This is a genomic window from Aquimarina callyspongiae, assembly GCF_034322225.1.
Taxonomy (GTDB): Bacteria; Bacteroidota; Bacteroidia; order Flavobacteriales; family Flavobacteriaceae; genus Aquimarina.
This window is the reverse complement of sequence record NZ_JAXLPA010000001.1, coordinates 1,051,855-1,073,549: the sequence shown is the minus strand read 5'-3', so window position 1 is coordinate 1,073,549 and position 21,695 is coordinate 1,051,855. Positions and strand designations below refer to the sequence as shown.

At 33.0% G+C, this 21,695-nt stretch carries 16 protein-coding genes; 10 read left to right on the top strand and 6 right to left on the bottom strand.

The genetic code is table 11. The annotated features are described in order from the left end of the window. Positions 1–6 precede the first annotated feature (6 nt). Both U0D62_RS04510 and U0D62_RS04505 read right to left on the bottom strand, forming a co-directional pair. Positions 7–969, bottom strand: a complete 963-nt coding sequence (locus U0D62_RS04510; RefSeq protein WP_322194130.1) for a hypothetical protein — start codon at positions 967–969, stop codon at positions 7–9. Between the two features lie 35 nt (positions 970–1,004). Further along, positions 1,005–1,907 carry a hypothetical protein gene (locus tag U0D62_RS04505; protein ID WP_322194129.1) on the bottom strand — a complete coding sequence of 301 codons (903 nt, stop codon included), beginning with the start codon at positions 1,905–1,907 and terminating at the stop codon, positions 1,005–1,007. A 281-nt stretch (positions 1,908–2,188) separates the two neighbouring features. On the opposite strand from U0D62_RS04505, the gene U0D62_RS04500 reads away from it, so the two are divergent. The 10 genes from U0D62_RS04500 (at position 2,189) to U0D62_RS04455 (ending at position 15,155) form a co-directional block, all read left to right on the top strand. Then, positions 2,189–2,560 (top strand): BlaI/MecI/CopY family transcriptional regulator, encoded by a 372-nt coding sequence (locus U0D62_RS04500; RefSeq protein ID WP_322194128.1) that lies wholly within the window; start codon positions 2,189–2,191, stop codon positions 2,558–2,560. Then, the gene (locus U0D62_RS04495) at positions 2,557–4,680 is read left to right on the top strand and encodes a M56 family metallopeptidase (protein ID WP_322194127.1); all 2,124 of its coding nucleotides are present in this window, start codon (positions 2,557–2,559) and stop codon (positions 4,678–4,680) included. Before U0D62_RS04500 ends, U0D62_RS04495 begins: the two co-directional genes overlap by 4 nt. A 128-nt stretch (positions 4,681–4,808) precedes the next feature. Beyond that, entirely contained in the window at positions 4,809–5,909 is a 1,101-nt protein-coding gene (locus U0D62_RS04490; protein ID WP_322194126.1) for a DUF4407 domain-containing protein, read from the top strand. A gap of 140 nt (positions 5,910–6,049) precedes the next feature. Next, positions 6,050–7,006, top strand: coding sequence for a bifunctional Delta(1)-pyrroline-2-carboxylate/Delta(1)-piperideine-2-carboxylate reductase (lhpI, locus tag U0D62_RS04485; protein ID WP_322194125.1), 957 nt, complete (start codon positions 6,050–6,052; stop codon positions 7,004–7,006). Then, the gene (locus tag U0D62_RS04480; RefSeq protein ID WP_322194124.1) at positions 7,003–8,067 is read left to right on the top strand and encodes a proline racemase family protein; all 1,065 of its coding nucleotides are present in this window, start codon (positions 7,003–7,005) and stop codon (positions 8,065–8,067) included. Before lhpI ends, U0D62_RS04480 begins: the two co-directional genes overlap by 4 nt. Before the next feature lie 130 nt (positions 8,068–8,197). Then, on the top strand, positions 8,198–10,216 hold the full coding sequence (locus U0D62_RS04475) for an MGH1-like glycoside hydrolase domain-containing protein (RefSeq protein ID WP_322194123.1): 2,019 nt from the start codon (positions 8,198–8,200) through the stop codon (positions 10,214–10,216). 27 nt (positions 10,217–10,243) lie between these two features. Further along, complete coding sequence (locus tag U0D62_RS04470) at positions 10,244–13,570, top strand: glycoside hydrolase family 2 TIM barrel-domain containing protein (RefSeq protein WP_322194122.1); 3,327 nt, start codon at positions 10,244–10,246, stop codon at positions 13,568–13,570. A 39-nt stretch (positions 13,571–13,609) separates the two neighbouring features. After that, positions 13,610–14,056: a GNAT family N-acetyltransferase gene (locus U0D62_RS04465; protein ID WP_322194121.1), complete on the top strand. Its 447-nt coding sequence runs from the start codon at positions 13,610–13,612 to the stop codon at positions 14,054–14,056. Between the two features lie 325 nt (positions 14,057–14,381). Then, positions 14,382–14,588, top strand: coding sequence for a hypothetical protein (locus U0D62_RS04460; protein WP_322194120.1), 207 nt, complete (start codon positions 14,382–14,384; stop codon positions 14,586–14,588). A 135-nt stretch (positions 14,589–14,723) separates the two neighbouring features. Then, positions 14,724–15,155 (top strand): YybH family protein, encoded by a 432-nt coding sequence (locus U0D62_RS04455; RefSeq protein ID WP_322194119.1) that lies wholly within the window; start codon positions 14,724–14,726, stop codon positions 15,153–15,155. A gap of 547 nt (positions 15,156–15,702) precedes the next feature. Here U0D62_RS04455 and U0D62_RS04450 read toward each other — a convergent pair. The 4 genes from U0D62_RS04450 to U0D62_RS04435 form a co-directional block, all read right to left on the bottom strand. Beyond that, positions 15,703–16,332, bottom strand: a complete 630-nt coding sequence (locus U0D62_RS04450) for a hypothetical protein (protein WP_322194118.1) — start codon at positions 16,330–16,332, stop codon at positions 15,703–15,705. Between the two features lie 542 nt (positions 16,333–16,874). Continuing rightward, positions 16,875–18,170 carry a Xaa-Pro aminopeptidase gene (locus tag U0D62_RS04445; RefSeq protein ID WP_322194117.1) on the bottom strand — a complete coding sequence of 432 codons (1,296 nt, stop codon included), beginning with the start codon at positions 18,168–18,170 and terminating at the stop codon, positions 16,875–16,877. Between the two features lies 1 nt (position 18,171). Continuing rightward, positions 18,172–19,422, bottom strand: a complete 1,251-nt coding sequence (locus U0D62_RS04440) for an NAD(P)/FAD-dependent oxidoreductase (RefSeq protein ID WP_322194116.1) — start codon at positions 19,420–19,422, stop codon at positions 18,172–18,174. Next, entirely contained in the window at positions 19,415–21,691 is a 2,277-nt protein-coding gene (locus U0D62_RS04435) for a S9 family peptidase (RefSeq protein ID WP_322194115.1), read from the bottom strand. Before U0D62_RS04435 ends, U0D62_RS04440 begins: the two co-directional genes overlap by 8 nt. Between the last annotated feature and the right edge of the window lie 4 nt (positions 21,692–21,695).

Here is a 21,695-nt window from a genome sequence, read left to right as displayed (position 1 = left end):
TTTTGACTATTTAGATTGAATTAACTTCTCGAGCTTTTCCAACCTTTTTTCTATAGCTTTTAACCTTTTGATTTCTTTCTCTTGTTGGATAGTGTATAAAGTAAGCTCCTCAATTTTCTGAAGGAGTTTTGCATCCATTTCACCAAGTTGAATTCCACGATTCATCACTTCTTTTTCAGAAGGAATATTAGGTAAGTATCCATGTTCTTTGATGTGATTTTCTACTTTTTCCAAAGAAGGAAGTTGATAACTATTGGCAAACACAAAATCTGCCCAAACATTTGGTTTCACTTGTACTTCTTTCGCTTTTAAAATCCCATCAACAGCAAGATTTCCACCAGATACTCCTAAAGTGTTATTATCTCTTAGGATTAATCTCATGTCATAATCTGTTGTAGCGTCATTAGAAAAATCAAAATAAGGAACTCCTGTTCCTCTTAATTCAATAGATGCTCCCTGGTCAGTATTTAATATAGCACCTGTATTTCCCCAACGAACTCTATTGTCAATTTTAAGATCTCCACCTTCAACAGAAAGTTGATTGTTGTTTCTTAGAATAAGTCGCATATCAAAATCTGTAGTAGGATCATTTGAGAAATCAAAATAAGGAACTCCTGTTCCTCTTAATTCGATAGATGCTCCTTGATCAGTATTTAATATTGCACCTGTGTTTCCCCAACGAATTCTATCACTGGCTTTAAGGTCTCCACCTTCAATAGAAAGTAAGTTGTTGTTCCTTAAGATGAGCCTCATATCAAAATCTGTAGTAGGATCATTTGAGAAATCAAAATAAGGAACTCCGGTACCGCGTAGTTCTACAGAAGCACCTTGATCTGTGTTTAATACAGCCCCAGTACTACCCCATTTAACTTGTTTTGTTACAGTAAGTTTTCCATTTACGGTTTGATCTTGTGCGGCTAGTTGGAAAGCCGAAAAAATCACGACAATTAATAATAACGTTTTTTTCATTTTATATTGGTTTTAAGAGTTGATTACAAAATATTTTAGTTGATCTTTTTGTGAAGTTTTTCAACCATTTCTTTTAATTCTTTTATTTCTTGATCCTGTCTGATGGTGTAAAGAGTTAATTCTTCAATTTTTTCAAGCAACTTTGCATTGATTTCTCCTAGATGAACCCCATTCTCAGACACTTCTTTTTCAGTTGGGATATTTGGTAGATGCCCTTTTTCTTTAATAAACTTTGCTACTTCTGTAAGTGTAGGTAGTTCATATTCTTTTTTAAAGACATAGTCTGGCCATGGCGAAGCCTCAACCACGATTTCTTGAGATCTGATTTTACCATTTACAGCCAGCTTGTACCCTCTGGTATTGGTAGTTCCTATACCAACAGTTCCTCCTGATCGAGCAAAGAAAGTATTGGTAGGAGTGTCATAGCCACCAAGATAGAGGACTCCAGTAGAATTATTTGTTCTGATAGGTTCAATCACAGCACCTGCTGTTCCGTGCCAAATACTTAAGTATTTATCAGTTCTACCTTCTCTATATACCCTAAAGGCTTTTCTTTCCAAAGCGTTGAGATGTAGTTTTGATTGAACACTAGTAGTTCCAATAGCTACAGAGCCACCAGATCTGGCAAAGAAAGTATTGGTAGGAGTGTCGTAACCACCAAGGTATAGAATTCCTGTAGCATTATTGGTTTTAATGGGCTCAATCACAGCTCCTGCTGTTCCGTGCCAAATACTTAAATATTTATCAGTTCTACCTTCTCTATATATCCTGAAGGCTTTTCTTTCTAAAGCATCAAGGTGTAGTTTTGATTGTGGAGCGGTAGAAGTGATCCCTACGTTTCCATTTAAGCTGTAAATAGTGCTTTGATTGTCATAATTGTGCTGCGCGTGCAGACATACGGTGATAAGAAATATCACCAATGATAATGGTTTTTTCATTGTTTTTAGGTTTTAAGAATAAAAAATCTGTTTGAATTACTCAAATTGAGGTTTAACCGGAAAGTGTAGTTACTGTGGGTGGGTAATCAAGCTAAAAGTACAAGTTTAGAATAACAACTAAAAGTTCTTAACCTATTTATAATCTAATTATAATAATCGTTAAGTTTTAAAAAGAGATAAGTAGCTCGTTATAAGTGTATTTTTATAATTCGATAGAATATTTTTTGTTTATTTAATTTTTTACTCTACATTTGTAGAGTTAATTCTAATTAAGTAGAGCAATGCATTTATCCAAAGCCGAAGAACAATTAATGAAATACCTCTGGAAACTGGAAAAAGCCTTTATGAAAGATCTTTTAGATGCTTTTCCAGAACCTAAGCCAGCTACTACCACAGTTGCAACATTACTTAAAAGGATGAAAGATAAAGGCTTTGTAGATTATAAACTTTATGGTAAATCCAGAGAATATTTTCCTTTGGTAAAAAAGACAGATTATTTCTCTAAACATGTAAATGGTTTAATTAAGAATTTTTTTAATGACTCAGCGTCACAATTTGCATCGTTTTTTACTTCAGAAACGAATCTTTCGACTACAGAACTTGAAGAGTTAAAAAAGATCGTAGACCAACAAATCAAAAAGAATAAACAATGATTGAGTATATTATCAAATCGTCTCTTTGTTTGATCCTTATGTGGTCCTTTTATAAGCTATTCTTAGAAAAAGAGAATATGCATTATGTAAAGAGATTCTACCTGATTTTTAGCTTGGTATTTGCCTTGGTTTTACCAATGATAACAATCACCTATGAAGTAGAAGCTGTTTCAGAACCAGAGATCGTCGAAAATTATGATATTGCCTTGGATCAATTAGTAGAACCACCTGTGATCCAAAAAGAATCTACTAATTACCTTGTCAAGGTTTTATGGAGTTTGTATTTAATTGGAGTATTGATTTTTGGATTCAGATTTATGCGCAATCTTATGCATTTGATTAAAAAAGTAAGAATCAATGAAAAATTAGAAGAACCATCACATACCCATGTCCTATTAAATGATACAGTAATACCTTATACCTTTTTAAAATACATTTTTGTACATCGAACCGCTTTTCTTAAAAGAGCAATACCAGAAGAGGTGTTGTATCATGAGCAAGCTCATGTACGTCAAAAACATACTATAGATATACTGTTTGTAGAGGTGTTGCAAGTAATTTTTTGGTTTAATCCTATGTTTTTTTTAATCAAAAAATCTATTAAACTAAATCATGAATTTCTTGCAGATCAAACTGTATTGAAACAGCAATATTCAATACAGCAATATATTGACCTACTCGTTAATTACCCCAACAGTTCTAATCAGACTGCTTTATCGAGTACTATTAATTATTCATTAACCAAAAAACGATTACAAATGATGACAAAAGAATTTTCTAGAAAAAGAGCGATTTTTAAACTACTAGCTTCTGCTCCGGTTTTGCTAGTATGTATCTTATTTTTTAACTATGAAATCATAGCAAAAGAAAGAATAGCAGGAGATGATATTACTAATTTAAAAATCTTAGAATCTTCTGTTGAAGAAATTCCGGTAATTAATGTCCTAAAAGAAGAACCAGTAAGTAGTAAAGAACTTAAAGTTAGTTATACCTTACAAGAGCAGGATGGAGTAAGTAAAAAAATGCTGAATAAATATAATGCCTGGGCAAAAGATTTAAATAACAGAATTAAAAATAATAAACAAATTACAATATATTCTGATGATATCGATCAGATGAAAGCTATTTATGATGCGATGTCTTCTAAGCAGCGGGAGAAAGCTGAGAAATTTCCAGATATTCCACCTCCACCACCAGCTCCAGAAGTTAGAAAAGGAGAAAGAAGTAATATTCCGCCGCCACCTCCTCCCTCGAATGTAGCAAGTGCTCCTATAGCACCGATAGCACCTATTGAGCCATTAGAAAGTGAAGAAGAAATTGAAGCTATAGAAGAATCTTTAGAGAGAGAAATGGAAGAAGTACGGGCAGAAGAAAGAGAAGTATTGGCTGAAGCTGAAATGGTAATTGCCGAAACAGAACGGGAAGAACAAGAAGTTAGAAGAAATGCTATTGAAAGTGCCAGAACCGCAACACTAGCAGCACAAAAAGCACGTAATGCTAGTGTAGAAGCTAAGATGGAAGCTCGAAGAAATGCTATTAAAGATGCCAGAGCAGCAGCTTTAGAAGTAAAAAGAGTTCGTGAGGAAGCAGAGAAAGCAAGAGCTGTAGCATTAAGAAGTGTCCTAGAAAATAGAAGTGAAGCCGACGAAATACGAATGAAAAAAGCAGGAGAGATAAGAAGAGAAGTTTTTAGAGCTAGAGAGTTAGCAGAAAAAGCAAGAGCTAAGGCTATGGTGAATGCTAAAAAAGCTCGTGCACAAGGAATTAAAGATAGAGAAAGGGCGATATTAGATGCAGAATTGACTCGAACTGAAGCTAGAAAAGCTATGGAAATAGAAAGAGAAAAAAGAGCAATGGAGCGAGAACTCTCAAGAGAAGAAGCACTTTTAGCAAGGAAAATAAGACAAGAACAAAGGTTATTAGAACGTGAAAACGATAATGAAGAGGATAGAAAGAAGCTTGAGAAACAGATGAAAAAAGTAGAAAAAGAATCTAGAAGAGCAATCGAAAAGGCCAAAAAAAGACAAATTGAAGCCACAAAAAAACTTCAGGAAGCAGAAAAGAAAGCATTAAAAGAGAGATTAAAAACTATAGAAAAGATTAAAAAGGATCAAGATTAAAAATTAGTCTTAAATAATTTATAATAGATATAAAACTCCCAACCGGGAGTTTTTTTATGCAACATTTAACTATAAATCAACGTTCTACCTATTATATTCAGATTTTCAATCAAAAAACTCCCTAGATTATGTTAAAACGTTTTTTTATTCTTTGCTCCGGAGCCGATGCCGATATTCTGGCAGATAGCTCTTCAGGAGAACAAAATAAGTATGCCGGTATTGGAGCAACTGTTTTCTTTACTGCCGTAATGGCTTTTATAGCAGCTAGCTATGCTTTGTATACTGTATTTGATAATTATTATACTTCAATTTTCTTTGGATTGATCTGGGGATTATTGATCTTCAATTTAGATCGATTTATTGTATCTACTATTAAGAAGAAGGATAATTTTATGGATGAGCTTTTACAAGCTACTCCCAGAATTATTCTCGCAATAATAATTGCAGTAGTAATTTCAAAACCCTTAGAATTAAAAATATTTGAAAAAGAAATCGATCGTGTCCTTCTTGAACAGAAGAACGATTTTACCTTGGCAAATAAGGAACAGATAGCTACACAATATACTCCAGTTATTGCGGGTATTGATTCAGAAATAACCAGTTTAAAAGAAGAAGTAACATCTAAGGAAACAGAAGTAAATAACCTATATGATACTTATATAGCAGAAGCAGAAGGACGTGAAGGAACTAAGTTATTAGGTAAAGGCCCTGTTTATAAAGAAAAACGAGAAAAGCATGATGCTGCTTTGGCAGAATTGGTAGAGTTAAAGAAAACAAATGCAGATAAAGTCATTGCTCTGGAAACTCAAAAAGTCCAATTGGCTGCAGAGTACGAAGAACAAGTGGTGAATTCGCAGCCGGTTATTGATAATTTTGATGGATTAATGGCACGTGTAAACGCCCTTAATGAACTACCTTGGTTGCCATCATTTTTTATTTTCCTATTATTTTTAGCCATAGAAACTTCTCCGATTTTTGCTAAACTCCTATCTCCAAAAGGTGAATATGATTTTAAATTAGAAGATAAAGAAAGCGAAGTAAAAACCTGGGTAGATCAAAAAGAAGGTCAAAGAAGAGTATTGCTTGATACAGATCATACAATAAATGATAGAGTTTATGGTGATCTTTCTGAAGAAGAAGAGTTGTATGCTTATAAAAAGAAAGTGGCTCGGGAAATGATGAAAAAACAACAAGATGCTTTTTATAAACGACAAACCGGAATTCTATAAATAAAAAAGAGTAATGATATCTCTTTGCTACTTGGGGTTTAAAAACAAATAGTTGTATTATATTATCTAAGACTGATATAATTTTAATAAACTGTATGGTAGTAGAAGCCTATAAAGTAAGATTTATTTACTTTTAGGAGATGAATGATATTATCCAGATAGATCAGAATTTTATAGAAAATAATACTGTTTTTTCAGAACTGGTTTTAAGTTTAAAACAAAGTTTTGAGGCTAATAGTAGTATTGTTCCCATGCGACATCATCACGATTTTCCTCACCCAGAATTAGAATCAGATACTACTCTTTTATTGATGCCTGCCTGGAATCCAGGAAAAGAAGCAGGGGTTAAAATAGTAACAGTGAGTCCTGAGAATGCAAAGTTTGATCTGCCATCAATCCAGGGAACATATCTCTATCTAGATGCTACAAAAGGTACGATAAGAGCGATTCTGGAAGCAAAAAATTTAACGGTCAAACGTACCGCAGCAGCATCTGCATTAGCATCTTCGTTTTTGTCCAGAGAGAATGCTTCTTCTTTATTGATGATAGGAACAGGAGCACTTTCAACTAACCTGATCAAAGCTCATGCAAGTGTTAGGCCTATTAAAACAGTTTATGTTTGGGGAAGAGATTTTGATAAGGCAAAAACGATATCCAACAATTTAAAAAATGAGGCATTTACAATACTTCCTGTAAAAAATATTGAAGATAAAATCGGAGAAGTCGATATTATCTCTTGTGCAACCCTGTCTAAAACACCATTAGTTTTTGGAAAATTTCTTAAATCAGGTCAACATGTAGATCTGGTAGGAGCTTATAGAAAAGATACTCGAGAAGCAGATAATGAAACCATTAAAAAAGCATCTGTTTTTATTGATACCTATCAAGGAGGGCTCAAAGAAAGTGGCGACATAGTTATTCCTCTTCGAGAAGGGGTTTTGAAAGAACAAGATATTAAAGCAGATTTGTTTGAACTCTGTGCAAATAAAAAATCAGGTAGAGTAAACGATAAAGAAATAACCGTATTTAAATCTGTAGGTCATGCTTTAGAGGATTTATCGGCGGCATCGTATTATTTCAATAAATTCAAAAAATGAGTAAAACATATCAGAACATTCTTAAAAATACCAATTTTGAACCTCGCGAAGATTGGTTACAAATAAAAACTATTGATATGCATACTGGGGGAGAACCATTACGAGTAATTGTTGATGGTTTTCCTGAGTTAAAAGGAAATTCAGTTTTAGAATATAGGCGCTATTGTAAAGAAAACTTTGATCATTTACGTACGGCTTTGATGTTTGAGCCCAGAGGTCATGCAGATATGTATGGTTGCATATTATTACCACCTAATGATGATGAGGGGGATTTTGGAATCATTTTTTTACATAATGAAGGATATTCGACCATGTGTGGTCATGCAATTATTGCAATATCTACATTAGCAATAGAAATGAAATGGATATCCGTAAAAGAAGGAGATAACATTGTAAAAATTGATGCACCTTGTGGTAGAATAACATCTTTTGCTAACGTAAGTGATGGAAAAGTGACAGGTGTTCGATTTCATTGTGTGCCCAGCTTTGTGGTTGGATTAGATAAGAGTGTTATGGTAGAAGGTTTAGGAAATGTAACCTATGATCTTGCCTATGGAGGCGCTTTTTATGCATATGTTGATCTTGCCAAGAATAACTTCGATTTTGATTTAACACCTGATTCTTATCGCACTTTAATAACCAAAGGAATGGATATAAAAAGAGAGGTGATGCATAATGATAAAGAAATCTTACATCCATATGAAGAAGATTTGAGTTTTCTTTATGGAACCATTTTTATTGATAATTCCTCTAAGGAAAATATAGACAGCAGAAACGTATGCATCTTTGCAGAAGGAGAGGTCGATCGTTGTCCAACTGGATCAGGAGTATCTGGAAGAATGGCAATCCATAGAGCAAGAAAAGAAATAGACTATGGAGAAACGATGACAATTGAAAGTATTACAGATTCCGTATTTAAAGGATCTATAGTATCTGAAGAGGATTATGGTCCTTTTAAGGCCATAATACCACAAGTAGAAGGAACTGCCCACATAACAGGAATGCAAACCTTTTTGATAGACCCCAATGATCCAATGAAAAACGGATTTATCTTAAGGTAAAACAAACAGTATAAGAATTAAATTTTTAATACCATAAAGAGATGAAACGAGCCATAACAAAAGTTTTGTTACACGCAAGAATAATCGTTTGGCGAGTTCCAGGTGACCTCTAAAACAATATTATAAACACATGAAACAAATTCTATACATAGTATTAATAATACTATTCTCCGGTTGTCAAAAAAAAGAGGAAAATAAAAAAGAAGAGATACAGGGACTACAATATTTAAAATTTAGTCATAATACTCTTGATTATATCGGTACTCCAAAAAACACTCGAGATAAAGATATGTTGATGTACTCAGACCAAGGAGCTTGGTTTGCATATAGTTTATCCGATTCTATTAAAACCTATGGTGGGTTTTCAGGGCCATATTTAATGACCCAAGAAAATGGGGTTTGGAGTAGTCAATCTCTGGTTAATCTGGATGTAAGAGGAAAAAACAACACCAAGGTAATAGATTGGAATACTTCTTTAAAATCAAAAAATAGTTTTTCAAGCCATCTCGAGCAAATTTTTGAAAACAAAAACCTTCAGGTAAAGCAAGAATTGGTGTATTCGTCAGGTCATACTGCACTTTTAAAAACAAAGATCACCAATATTTCTGAAGAAGGGGTTACATTACATCCTTCAGTAAGTGGAGAGTTGTTTGATATAGGTATTACCACAACTTCAGAAGGAGAGACAATCGTATTTTCTTCAGAAAAATCAGAAGCAAAAGGATATCTGAAATTTCTAAACGAATCAGCTTCAGTACTTGCTACAGAGAATTATTACAAAGCTCATTTTGAAACCATTTTTCTAAAACCTAATCAATCCAAAGAATTCATTATTTCTCAGACTTTTATTTTTCCAGAATATGTATGGCAAGATGAAGAAAGCAAAATAAATAAGATAGATTTTGATTCTGTTATACAGAAACGTAAAACTGAAAAAGACGGTGAATTAAAATCATTAATTAAACGTAGAAAAAATAACTTTGACCAAGAAAAATATGCCGAAGTACTTGCCAAAGCGCATCTCACTTTACAGAATAATTGGCGAATTCCTGCTGGAGAAATAAAATATGAAGGGTTGTTTCCTAGCTATCATTATAAATGGTTTAATGGTTTTTGGTCTTGGGATTCCTGGAAACATGCAGTTGGGTTGTCATACTATGATTTGGATCTAGCAAAAGATCAGGTAAAATTAATGTTTGAGTTTCAGGAAGAAGATGGGTTTGTAGCAGATTGCGTATATAGAGATACGACAATCGAAGCACATAACTATCGGGATACTAAACCGCCGCTTTCTACTTGGGCCGTAGCTAAAATTTTTGAGAAGGATGAGGAAATAGATTTTATAAGAGAACTCTACCCTAAACTAAAGAAATACCATTATTGGTGGTATAACAAACGGGATCACGATCAAGATGGATTGTGCGAATACGGTTCTACAGATGGTAGTCTGGTAGCTGCTAAATGGGAAAGTGGGATGGATAATGCCATTCGGTTTGATCAATCAAAAATAATAAAGAATGTAGAAGGAGCCTATTCATTGAATCAAGAAAGCGTAGATCTAAACGCTTATCTATATGCAGAAAAATTGTATCTGGCGATTTTGGCTAAAGCACTACAAAAGCCTGAGGATGCTAAAAAGTATGAAACCGAAGCAGAGGTTTTAAAAACAAAAATCCAGGAACAGTTTTATGATCCTAAGGATGGTTGGTTTTATGACACAGATCTAGAAGGAACTGTTTTTATAAAAGGAGAAGGCAGTGAAGGATGGACCGCTTTATGGGCAAATGCAGCAACACAAGAGCAAGCAAAATCAGTAAAGGACAGAATGATGGATCCTCTTAAGTTTTATACAAAAGTGCCATTTCAAACCATGAGTGCTGATCATGAAAAATTTAATCCTTTAAAAGGATATTGGAGAGGCCCGAATTGGTTAGATCAGGCATATTTTGGCGTAAAAGGATTGCACAACTATGGATTTGTAGAAGCAGCTAATAAAGCTACAATTCAAATTTTGGAAGGAGCAGAAGGAGTCTTAGGAAAAGGGAAAGCTATTAGAGAAAATTATCATCCAATAACAGGAGAAGGATTGAATGCTCAAAATTTTAGCTGGAGTGCAGCACATATAATTATGTTATTAATCGAAGAATAAATAACTTACGAGATCATTTTTTATAGTATGAGTAGTAAAAAGAATTTGTTATTTGTCATTACTTTGATTATCGTTTTTAATGTGTATGGCCAGGTTAAGACATCTAAAGATGATTTTTTAAAGTATATAGAAAACGAACAAATAATAGAAGAAAATAAAGAACCTGCACATGCTTCTTTCACTTCTTTTTCCGGTCAAAAATCAGATTCTACACCTCTGTTTTATAGATTGTTAGACGGAATTTGGAAGTTTAACTGGGTACGTGATCCAAAAGAGAGATCAACCACTTTTATGAAACCAGATACAGATGTATCACAGTGGGATGATATAAAAGTACCCTCAAATTGGGAGGTTGAAGGTTTTGGAACCCCAATCTATGTAAATCATCAATATGAGTTTTCAGATTATAAAGCTATGGTAGCTGATGATATGAAATTAATTGATAGAGTTTATCCCAAAAATCCTGGTGATGTTCCTGATAATTATAATCCAGTAGGTTCATACAGAAGGGATTTTACTATAGATAAAAACTGGGGGAATAAAGAAATATTTCTACATATCGGAGCGATGAAATCTGGTGGATTTGTATGGCTTAATGGTAAATACATAGGGTATTCACAAGGAAGCAAGTTACCTGCAGAATTTAATATCACAAATGCAGCTAAAGCAGGAAAAAACACTATTGCGATTCAAGTTTTTAGATGGACCGATGGTTCTTATTTAGAATGTCAGGATTTTTGGAGAATTAGCGGTATCGAGCGCTCGGTATTTGTCTATGCGCAACCCAAACTACGATTTCAGGATTTTGAAGTGACTTCGATTTTAGATAAAAGTTATAAAAACGGTGTTTTTCATCTCTCAACAACGATAGAAAATCATTATTCAAACACTCAAAAAGCATTACTTATATATAAAATTATAGATGAGAATCAGAAAATAATAGCTTCAGAAGAAAAGATGTTTTCTGTTCTTAAGAATGTAAAAAAAACAATCTCTTTTTCTGCAAATATACCAGATGTTAGACAATGGAACGCAGAACATCCTAATCTGTACACACTAGTTTTAGAGATTAAGAACACAAAGGGAATTACTTTAGAATCTACTAAAACAAATATCGGTTTTAGATCAATAGAAATTAAAAATGGATTGTTACTGGTAAATGGTCAACGTATCACCTTAAAAGGAGTGAATGCACAAGAAACTGATCCTAAAACGGGTCACATAATGTCTGAAGAACTCATTTTAAAAGACATCAGACTTTGGAAAGAAAATAATATTAATGCAGTACGATTGAGTCACTATCCTAGAGGAAGACGATTTTATGAGTTATGTGATCAATATGGTTTATATGTAGTAGACGAAGCTAATATCGAATCTCACGGAATGTATTATGGAAAATATTCTCTGGCCAAAAAAGAAAGTTGGGAGAAAGCACATGTAGATCGTATGTTACGTATGGTACAACGAGATAAAAATCATCCTTCGGTTATTATATGGTCTATGGGAAATGAGGCAGGTAATGGAGTAAACTTTTATAAAGGGTATGAAACGATAAAAGCAAATGATAATACAAAACGCCCTGTGCAATATGAGCGTACCTATAAAGATGGAGACTATAGTTTGTATGATATGGATATTAATACAGATATAATTGTTCCGCAATATCCTTCGCCAGCGATATTTGAGCAAATAGGAAAATCAAAAACAGACAGACCTTTTATTCCCAGCGAATATGCCCATGCAATGGGAAACAGTACCGGTAACTTTCAGGATTATTGGGATATCATAGAACAATATGATAATCTACAAGGAGGGTTTATCTGGGATTGGGTGGATCAATCTATTTGGAAAACTAATAAAAAAGGAGAACGTTTTTATGCATATGGAGGTGATTATGGTAAAAATATGCCAACAGACAATTCCTTTTTAAACAATGGGATTGTATTCCCGGATAGAACACCACAACCAGCTTTATACGAGGTTAAAAAAGCTCACGAATACATTAACTTTAAGCAAAAAGGTGTTAGCAAGAATAACGAATTACGAGTATTGGTTGAAAATCTGTATGATTTCACCAATCTAAATCAATTTAGATTTATCGCAGAAATAAAAGCAGATGGAGCCGTTCTTAAAACAATTGAAATTGAAGATATTTCGGTTTATACACATACAGGAAAATTAATTCGTATTCCGTTAAAAGATATTTCCTTCCAGGATAATACAGAATATTTTGTTGAAATTTCTGCAAAAACAAAAAACAAATGGGGAATACTTCCAAAAGGATTTGAAGTAGCTCATGAACAAATTGCTCTGACAGGAAAATACAAAGAAGTTAAAACAGAAATCCCTTCTGGATTTGAATTACAAATCAAGAAAACTGAGCAATCTATTACAGTTTATAATGATCAAATGCAATTCACATTTGATAAAAAACAAGGAAGAATATCATCTTATATATTTAATAAAGATCAATTAATAAAAGATGGTAATGGTCCTAAACCTAATTTTTGGAGAGCACCCACGGATAATGATTTAGGCAATAAAATGCATCAAAAGAATATAGCTTGGAAAGAAGCTTCTGTTTATTCTAAAATTCATTCTATAAAAATTGATAAGCTAGAAAATAAAACAGTAGTTCTGGAGATAGAATACAATTTGCCAGGAATAGAAACCATATTTCAGTCCATATACACCATTTATGGTAACGGAGTTATTCATGTGGCCAATACATTATCAGGTGTAAAGAATAAAAGTGATATCCCCAGAATAGGAATGCGAATGCAATTACCTAAAAAATATGATGATTTGACATATTATGGGCGAGGACCCTGGGAGAATTATCAAGATAGAAACGAGGCTGCATTTATTGATTTGTATACTTCTAATGTTGCTGATCAATACGTGCCTTACATACGACCTCAGGAAAACGGGTATAAGACAGATGTGAGATGGCTCTCACTTTCTGATATAAATAATAATGGACTTTTAATTGTAGCAGGAGATCGATTAAAAGGAATCGGTTTTAGCGCATTACATATGCCTAACGAGGATTTTGATATTACATCTGGTATTACCTATAAAAAAACAGACGTTGTTTCTGATTTAAATTATAGCAAGCATACCATAGATATTAAGGAGCAGGATGTAGTACAACTCAATATCGATTTAGGACAAAGAGGAGTTGGAGGAGATGATAGTTGGTGGGCGATGCCACAGGAACAATATCTGTTTAAAAACAAGAAAGAATATACGTATAACTTTTATTTGGTTCCGTTTAAAAATAAAAACATAAAAGAACATATCCAACTGAGTAAGTTATATGCCAATGAGAATCTCGGAAAACCTGGTAAATAACTAAGTTTTGTAAAATAATTGATTACTAAAATTAAACAAGTGAAAATACGCTTATTAGAAGAAAAAGATTTAGAAAAAGCATCAAGATTATTTGATGGTTATAGAGTTTTTTATAGAAAAGAATCAGATGTAGAAGGAGCAAGAGAATTTTTATCTGAGAGATTGTCACAAAAAGATTCTAAAATTTATGTTTGTGAGAATGAAGAAGATGAATTAGCAGGATTTGTTCAGTTATATCCACTTTTTTCTTCTACCAGAATGAAGAAACTATGGTTATTAAACGATTTGTTTGTAGATCAAAAATATAGAGGAAAAGGAATATCTGTACAATTAATAGAAAAAGCAAAAGAACTGGTAAAACAAACCAATGCTTGTGGGATGTTTCTGGAAACAGAAATATCTAACGACATAGGAAACAACTTATATCCAAGAACCGGATTTGAATTAAACGAAGGCTCAAATTTTTATGAGTGGAGCGTAAAATAATGTAGGTTTATTAAGAACTAAACGATCAAAAAGTGTTAATTCAAGTATTTTTCTGTATTGTAATGAAGGAAAAATGTATCAAGAATAGGTTTGATAAAATTTACGTCAGTCAGAGTGATTTTCGATAGAAAATTGTATCGAAGAAAAGTGAATTTTCATATAGCGAACTCACACTAAAATAAAAAAATACTTTAAATACTTAACGGGTTAAATTAATGTTAAAGCTACTGGTGATGGGGTATCATATCGATGATTTCAGACATTAACTTGTAGTGATAATCTTTACAAGAGATTATTCAAATATTAATCTTAAAACCTATAAGTTATGTTGAAAAACATTTTAAAATTAAAAGACGTTCAGGAAATCGAGAAAAACCAACAAAAGTTTGTCCTGGGAGGCGGTAAAGCAAAAGACGGTTGGTGTCAATATGGCGTTCCAGCTTGTTGCGGAAGCCCAGCAGAAGGAAAATGTGGAACAGGATTATATGCAGGAGGATATCTGGATAGTCAGGGACAATGTGCTTGCGTTTAGTTTTAAGAAAATAAAACTTCTTTTAAAAAAAGGATTGGATCTGGTATCTGATCCTTTTTGTTTTTATTAAAGTTGATACCTACTTAAATGATTATTGCTAAATTAGATCAGAGAATCAAAAACTAAAATAAACAGATGAAAAAACTCTTATTTATAGCCTGTATAATGGTGATCGCAAGTTGTAAAGCACAAACTACAGAAAAAGAAGATAAAGAAGCTATTATCGCGGTAATGAAACTACAGGAGAAGGCTTGGTCTGATAATGATCTTGAAGGATTCATGAAAGGATATTGGAAGAATGATTCTCTAAAGTTTTATGGTAGCAGAGGCCTCACATTAGGATGGCAACAAACGTTGGACAATTATAAAAAAGGATACCCCACAAAAGATCACTCTGGTACTCTTAATTTTACAATAAATGATATCTCAAAGATTGAAAACAATTCATATTGGGTAATGGGTGAGTATCACTTAACCAGAAAGGTAGGAGATGCTAACGGGATATTTATGATCATCTTTAAAAAGATCGATGGACAATGGAAAATTGTAGCTGATATGTCGTGTTAAGGATATAAGATTTTATGATTGAAAGCCAGCTGCGTTAATAAAGCTGGTTTTTACCACTTACTTATTCTTATTTGTCAATCTTTGATGTCATAAGTTAGAGACTTGCAAGAACTCTTAGTTTAGTACTGTTACTTATATAGGTTTATATTAACGAAATCTATAATGATGTAAATGATTGATTTTCCTGTGTTTTTACTTTTTTGTTTTCTTTGTTGGTAACCGTGAAGGTATTGACTATTTGAATATTTGACATTCAAACAAAGTTTTTGATTACATTATTATATTCCAAAATGTTTTATAACGTGTTCGTGTATGGTTAGTTACGCTAGAAGACACTTCAATCGAATTTTCTTACCATAAGCTGCAATTTTTTTATAGTTTTCAACTCATAATATAATCATAACTAAAATTATATCGCATTCTAAAAATAGTATCTCATCCTAAGTTTCAATATATAGATATTATTTTAATTAAGTTTAATATAAAAAAATACCTAAGTGTTTTAACCTTAGGTATTTTTCATTTGTAAGTTTTTAGTGAGATTCAATTAATTTTCTTCGCTTATATCTGGGATCCCATTGTTGTTATCATCAGGATCAGATTCATTACATAGGCCGTCGTTATCATCATCATTATTCTCGCTTGGAGAACCTGTAGCATCTTCTAAACCTTGACAGGGATAATCTATAGGAGAATTTTCATAACAATACCTTACATCTGCATAAGTAGTTGATCTTAATTGAAAACTATTCGTCAAGTTTGAGTTATTTCCTAGTACGGTGAATGGTCTTATTGTAACATCTCCAATCGACCCTATAGGATATTGAAAAACAAATTTATTTTCAGATTTTGTTTCATTAGCTGGTATGGTTAAAATTTTGGCATCTACTATTGTATTTACATTGTTAGAGGTATGGATGATACCTACATGTACTATGCGGTCATAATTAACTTTTTTTGTGCCAGATGATGCATAAACAGAATATGCCCATTTTCCTTCGCCACAATGATATTCAGATACTATTGAGGTTATTATATATCCATTATTTGTAATAAATGAGTTTTTATTTGAAGTGATGTTTTGTAATTCTTCTTCTGTTAAATTATCCTGATTTAACTCACATGAAATTGAAATTATAGATAAAAGAAAAAATAAAAATTTAATAGAACGTTTCATAGGTGTCAATATTTAATATGATTATTAATTTTACACCAAAATCTTATTAAACGTTAGATTTTACAATAGAGATTACAAATATGGATCGTTTGAATGCATATATAGATAGTTTGAATGCATATTTGTTTTTTTAGATTTTAAAATGCCGATTTCTATGATTAAACCAAACAACTTTTGATATTCTGTTCGTCGATAGAATATAGGTGATTCGTCTACAGGTATTTACATATAATCCGAACTGCTCTGCGATCGCATTTTATTAATCATACTTTTACAACATAGTTTTGGTAACGCGTTGATTATATGAAACATAAAGTAAGCAGCCTTGCGCTGCCTCTAAAAAGAAACATATAATATTGATACTTAAATAATATATTTTTTACCCCAAACAATAGCAAACAATTGATCTTAAACCTGAAGTGCGGTGGCAGAGTGGCTGAGCTTCAGTTTTAAGATTGATCCTAGTCACCAGGAGATTGGATAAGTTATTTTATAAAAATTAAAACCGGGTTAAATCTTGTTGATCAATTAAAACCAGAAGGCTACTGATTTTGGATTAAATTTTCGATTTCTTCTATTTCGATAGGCATAGCCTCGGTAAGATTGATGTTTCCTGTATCTGTGATGAGATAATCATTCTCCAGGCGACACCCAATCCCTTCTTCCTGGATATAAATACCAGGTTCGCAGGTTAAAACCATACCTGTTTCTAAGGGTCTGGAATATAGGCCTACGTCATGAACATCTAATCCAAGGTGGTGGGCAGTACCATGCATAAAGTATTTTTTGTAAAGAGGTTTTTCAGGATCTTGATTGCTTACCTCTTCCTGATTTAATAATCCTAGCTTAATCAATTGCCGTTCTACCAAAGCTGCCATTTCTTTTTCATAATCAGCAGGGATTACACCAGGATTTAATAATTTACTTCCTTCTTTTAAGCAATGTAATACTGATGCATACACTTCTTTTTGTCTGGGAGAAAATGTTCCGTTTACCGGGATACAACGAGTTGTATCACTATTATAATTACCATAACAAACTCCAAAATCCAATAAAACCATATCTCCTTCTTTGCATACAGAATCATTTGTGTTGTAATGTAAAGCGCAAGCATTTTTTCCAGAAGCTATAATAGGTTTAAAAGCATGTCGTGTACCTCCGTTTTTGACTAAGGAATAAGTGATTTCTGCTTCTAACTCATATTCTTTAATTTCTGGTTTTATAGTTTTTAACATACGATGAAAACCTTCGATACTAATATCTGCTGCTTTCTGAAGTAACTCAATTTCTTCTTTTGATTTAACAGGGCGTAACTCACGAGTGATTTTTGCAGCTCTATAGTATTCGTGTAATGGGTATTTTTCTTTGCACCAGGTAATCATTTTATCCTGTGCTGTTTGCTGATTAAAAGTTACTCTTTTTATGTGTTCATTATGCCCCAGATAAAACCCGTCTGCTTCAAAAGCCATGAGTTGTAGTATTTTTTCAAAATCGTGAAGCCATTCAACTCTTTTTACACCTGATATTTGAGACGATTGCTCTTTAGTAAGTTTATCACCATCCCAAATCTTAATATGCTCATTAGTTTCTTTAACAAATAAGATTTCTCTGTTTTCAGGCTTGTATGCATTGGGATATAGTACTAATATGGTTTCTTCCTGATCGATTCCAGATAAATAAAACAGATCATTATTTTGTGCAAATCCCATAACGTCATCAGCATTAGTATGCTTTATGGCATTTGAGGTAAGAATAGCTATTGTATTCTCCTTCATTTTGGAAACAAAACGAGTTCTGTTTTTTATAAATAAAGTATTTGGAATTGCTTGATAACGCATATTAAAAAGTTCTGTCAGGATGAAAAGGACGTATGTCCAGGTTAGTTTTTTGATTAGAAATCACTTCGGCTACTAATTTACCAGTTGCTGGGCCCAGACTCCATCCCATCATGGCATGACCTGTTGCTATCGTAAGGTTTTTACACTTATTGGATCTTCCGATATAAGGCAATCCGTCTGGTGTACAAGGACGTAAACCGCATTGTGCATTTTCTTTTTCAGTATCATTAATTTCTAAACCTGTGTAATATGTTTTTGCAGCATTTGCAATAGCATTTACGCGTACAGGATTTATGTTGTGATTTATACCTGCAACCTCCATAGTTCCCGCAAAACGGGTAAAGCCATCCATAGGAGTTACGGCCACTTTAGCTTCGCATAGAATAGCTGGAATTGTAATTCCTGTAGTTCTTTCTACATTAATTCTATATCCTTTTCCTGCCTGTATAGGAATTTTTAAACCTAATTTCTTGGTCAATAAAGGACTCCAACTTCCTGCTGCTAAAACTACTTCGTCTGCCTGTAGTTCTTGTTTGTTAGTTACTACTTTTGAAATAACACCACCAGTATTGGTTTCTACATCCGTTACTTTTTCGTTTGCATAAAAAGTTACTCCTTTAGACTTTAAATAGGTAACCATTTCTGACATAAAGTTGCTGGGAGTCATATGTGCATCGCAGTCAAAGTATACAGCTCCTTTTATATCCAGGTTTGCATTAGGTTCTATTTCCTGGACTTCTTTGGCTGATAAATTCTTTACTCCTAAACCTTCTTCAATACCTCGTTGTCCCACTTTCCATTCGTCTTCTCCAACTTTATCAGTTTTATAACACATCAACAACCCTTTTCTTTCATAGTGAAAAGAAAAATCGCCAGAAGCTTTAATTTCTTCATACAGATCTCTACTGTATAAATTGATGTCTTTTATAACAGGAATTGCTTTTTCTACTTTTGCAGCAGTTGAAGATTTTTTAAACGCCCATGCCCATTTTAAGAAATCGATATCCAATCTAGGTTTTACATAAAAAGGACTTGCAGCATTAAACATCCACTTGATCCCTTTATTAATCATCCCAGGAGCGGCCAACGATATTATATGACTAGGAGTGATATATCCTGCATTAACATAGGATGCACCACCAGAAAAGTTTGACTGATCTACAACAGTTACTTGATGTCCTTCTTTTTGAAGGTAGTAGGCAGTACTTAATCCTATAATCCCACCACCAATAACAATAACATTTTTACTCATAACTCCATTTAAAATCCCAAATAGGTGTTTGATTCCCTAAGTGTTCTACAAAATAGTTCCATCTTTTTTTGATAAAATAATCCCTTGATTTACCTCTATACCCGTGTCTTTGACTTGGTAAAATAAGTAAATCAAATTCTTTATCAGCATTTATTAATGCTTCTGCAAATTTATAGGTTGCAGAAGGATTTACGTTTTCATCGATACCTCCATGCACTAATAATAATTTTCCTTTTAAGTTTTTAGCGTTCGTAACATTTGAAATCTGATGATACGTAGAATCTACCGGCCAACCTTGATACATTTCTGGCCACCAGGCTTTTTCCATTCTAAAATCGTGATCGGCAGAACTGGATACTCCTACTTTATAAACGTCAGGAAAGGCTAGCATTGCACGCCCTGTATCATAACCTCCAGCAGAATGCCCGTAAATTCCAACTCGCGTTGTATCCATCCAGGAATATTTATTCCCTAAATGTTTGATAGCGAGTACGTGATCCTCAAGGTTATTACCCATATTTTTATAAGAATGGTTATGAAACTCTTTAGAACGACCAAAAGTTCCTAAACCATCTACGGCTATAACGATAAAACCTAGTTCTGCTAAAGGTTGAGAATCAAAAATTCTATTAAATGATTTTGGAAATCTTTGTGTATGCGGTCCTGTATAGGTAGCATCGATAATCGGATATGATTTTGAAGGATCAAAATTTGTAGGTTTCCAGAATGCTCCATAGATAGTCGTTTTTCCATCTTTTGCCGTTAATTCAAAAACTTCAGGAGCTTGCCATCCTTTGGCAATGGCATCAGAAACATCTGCACTTGTTAATTCTGATATTATTTTTCCATCTTCTGAGGTTCTTAAAACTGTTTTTGTGGGAATGTTTATCGTAGAATAGTTATCCGCAAAATATTTTCCATCTTCTGAAAAGGAAACACTATGATGTGTGTTTTCTGGAGTTAACAAGGTAACATCTCCTTCTAGCGTAGTTTTATAAACTTGTTGATGATATGGATTGTTTTCTTGTTCTTTACCAGAAGCAGTAAAATAAATGATTTCATTTTCTTCATCTACATGCTGTATCCTATGAATATAATATTCACCTTTTGTTATTGGTGACATATTTCCAGTCTTTGTATCAATAACATATAATTGCCTCCATCCACTTTTTTCTGAAAGAACAAGTATCTTTTCTTTGTTTTTGAGTTGTCTGAAACTAAAGTTGTCTATGTTAGTTTCACTTTCTTCGGTAAACAAAGGTTTTGTTGTATTTGTATTTAAATCAACTTCAAGTAAATGTTCTTTTTTATATCCTCTTTCTGAATAATTAGCAATAGCAATTCCTGATCTATCAGTCCATTCTATATAAACACTATTAATATGTGTGTTATTAGGGAGTTCGGTCTTTATCTCTTTTTTTGCAGCGATATTAAAAAACACAGGTTTGGTATGTACCATAGTAGTATCACCAGGAGAACCTCTGTAATATGATAACAATTTTGGACGGTACAATGAATCTATGCTTGCATCGAGTAAATACATTTTTTCTGCATTTCTTAGATCGACCACACTGGTGGATATCCATTGAGAATCTTCTGACCAATCCACATAAAAATGACTGGGGCGCTTCCCGTTTTCACCACTCATAGTATCTGCCCAGCCATACCAAGTGGCATACTCATAACCTTCTTGACCATCAGTTGTTAATGGGTATTCTTTATTTGTTGTAGTAGATTTAATATACAGGTTATAATCTTTGGCATATGCAATCCATTTTCCATCTGGAGAAGCACTTTCTCCGGGATTTCCTAGTGTTTTATTAGGTTGTTCTTTTTCTGTTATGTTATAGGTGTTTAGATCTAGAACGTATGTTTTATCATTTGTTCGAAAAGACAAATTTTTATCTTCTTCATATTGAATATTAGATATTGAAATATTATTTTCTTCTATCGTATCCTTTACTATGTTGTTTAAAGATTCTGCAAACTTTTTATGGTCAAACAATTCGTTAACTTTATTATCACCTTTAAAGCTAACAGTTTTATAGGTTTTTTTATTTGCACTATAATCTATAAACCATATACCTGAACTATCTTTTAACCAATTTACTGAAGTAAAAAGATTAAAGGCTGTTTTGTTATTGTAATTTGTATATATATAACTTACAGCATTTTGATATTCTTTTTCTGTTATATCCTTTGTTTTTTCTGTACAGGAGAAAGTTAACAATAGACTAAACAGTATTGTTAGAATTTTTAGAAATTTCATTACT

Bases quoted from the DNA above. Each gene is read 5' to 3' on its own strand.
- U0D62_RS04510 (WP_322194130.1), bottom strand. From the start codon at position 969: ATGAAAAAAACGTTATTATTAATTGTCGTGATTTTTTCGGCTTTCCAA.
- U0D62_RS04505 (WP_322194129.1), bottom strand. From the start codon at position 1,907: ATGAAAAAACCATTATCATTGGTGATATTTCTTATCACCGTATGTCTG.
- U0D62_RS04500 (WP_322194128.1), top strand. From the start codon at position 2,189: ATGCATTTATCCAAAGCCGAAGAACAATTAATGAAATACCTCTGGAAA.
- U0D62_RS04495 (WP_322194127.1), top strand. From the start codon at position 2,557: ATGATTGAGTATATTATCAAATCGTCTCTTTGTTTGATCCTTATGTGG.
- U0D62_RS04490 (WP_322194126.1), top strand. From the start codon at position 4,809: ATGTTAAAACGTTTTTTTATTCTTTGCTCCGGAGCCGATGCCGATATT.
- lhpI (WP_322194125.1), top strand. From the start codon at position 6,050: ATGAATGATATTATCCAGATAGATCAGAATTTTATAGAAAATAATACT.
- U0D62_RS04480 (WP_322194124.1), top strand. From the start codon at position 7,003: ATGAGTAAAACATATCAGAACATTCTTAAAAATACCAATTTTGAACCT.
- U0D62_RS04475 (WP_322194123.1), top strand. From the start codon at position 8,198: ATGAAACAAATTCTATACATAGTATTAATAATACTATTCTCCGGTTGT.
- U0D62_RS04470 (WP_322194122.1), top strand. From the start codon at position 10,244: ATGAGTAGTAAAAAGAATTTGTTATTTGTCATTACTTTGATTATCGTT.
- U0D62_RS04460 (WP_322194120.1), top strand. From the start codon at position 14,382: ATGTTGAAAAACATTTTAAAATTAAAAGACGTTCAGGAAATCGAGAAA.
- U0D62_RS04455 (WP_322194119.1), top strand. From the start codon at position 14,724: ATGAAAAAACTCTTATTTATAGCCTGTATAATGGTGATCGCAAGTTGT.
- U0D62_RS04450 (WP_322194118.1), bottom strand. From the start codon at position 16,332: ATGAAACGTTCTATTAAATTTTTATTTTTTCTTTTATCTATAATTTCA.
- U0D62_RS04445 (WP_322194117.1), bottom strand. From the start codon at position 18,170: ATGCGTTATCAAGCAATTCCAAATACTTTATTTATAAAAAACAGAACT.
- U0D62_RS04440 (WP_322194116.1), bottom strand. From the start codon at position 19,422: ATGAGTAAAAATGTTATTGTTATTGGTGGTGGGATTATAGGATTAAGT.
- U0D62_RS04435 (WP_322194115.1), bottom strand. From the start codon at position 21,691: ATGAAATTTCTAAAAATTCTAACAATACTGTTTAGTCTATTGTTAACT.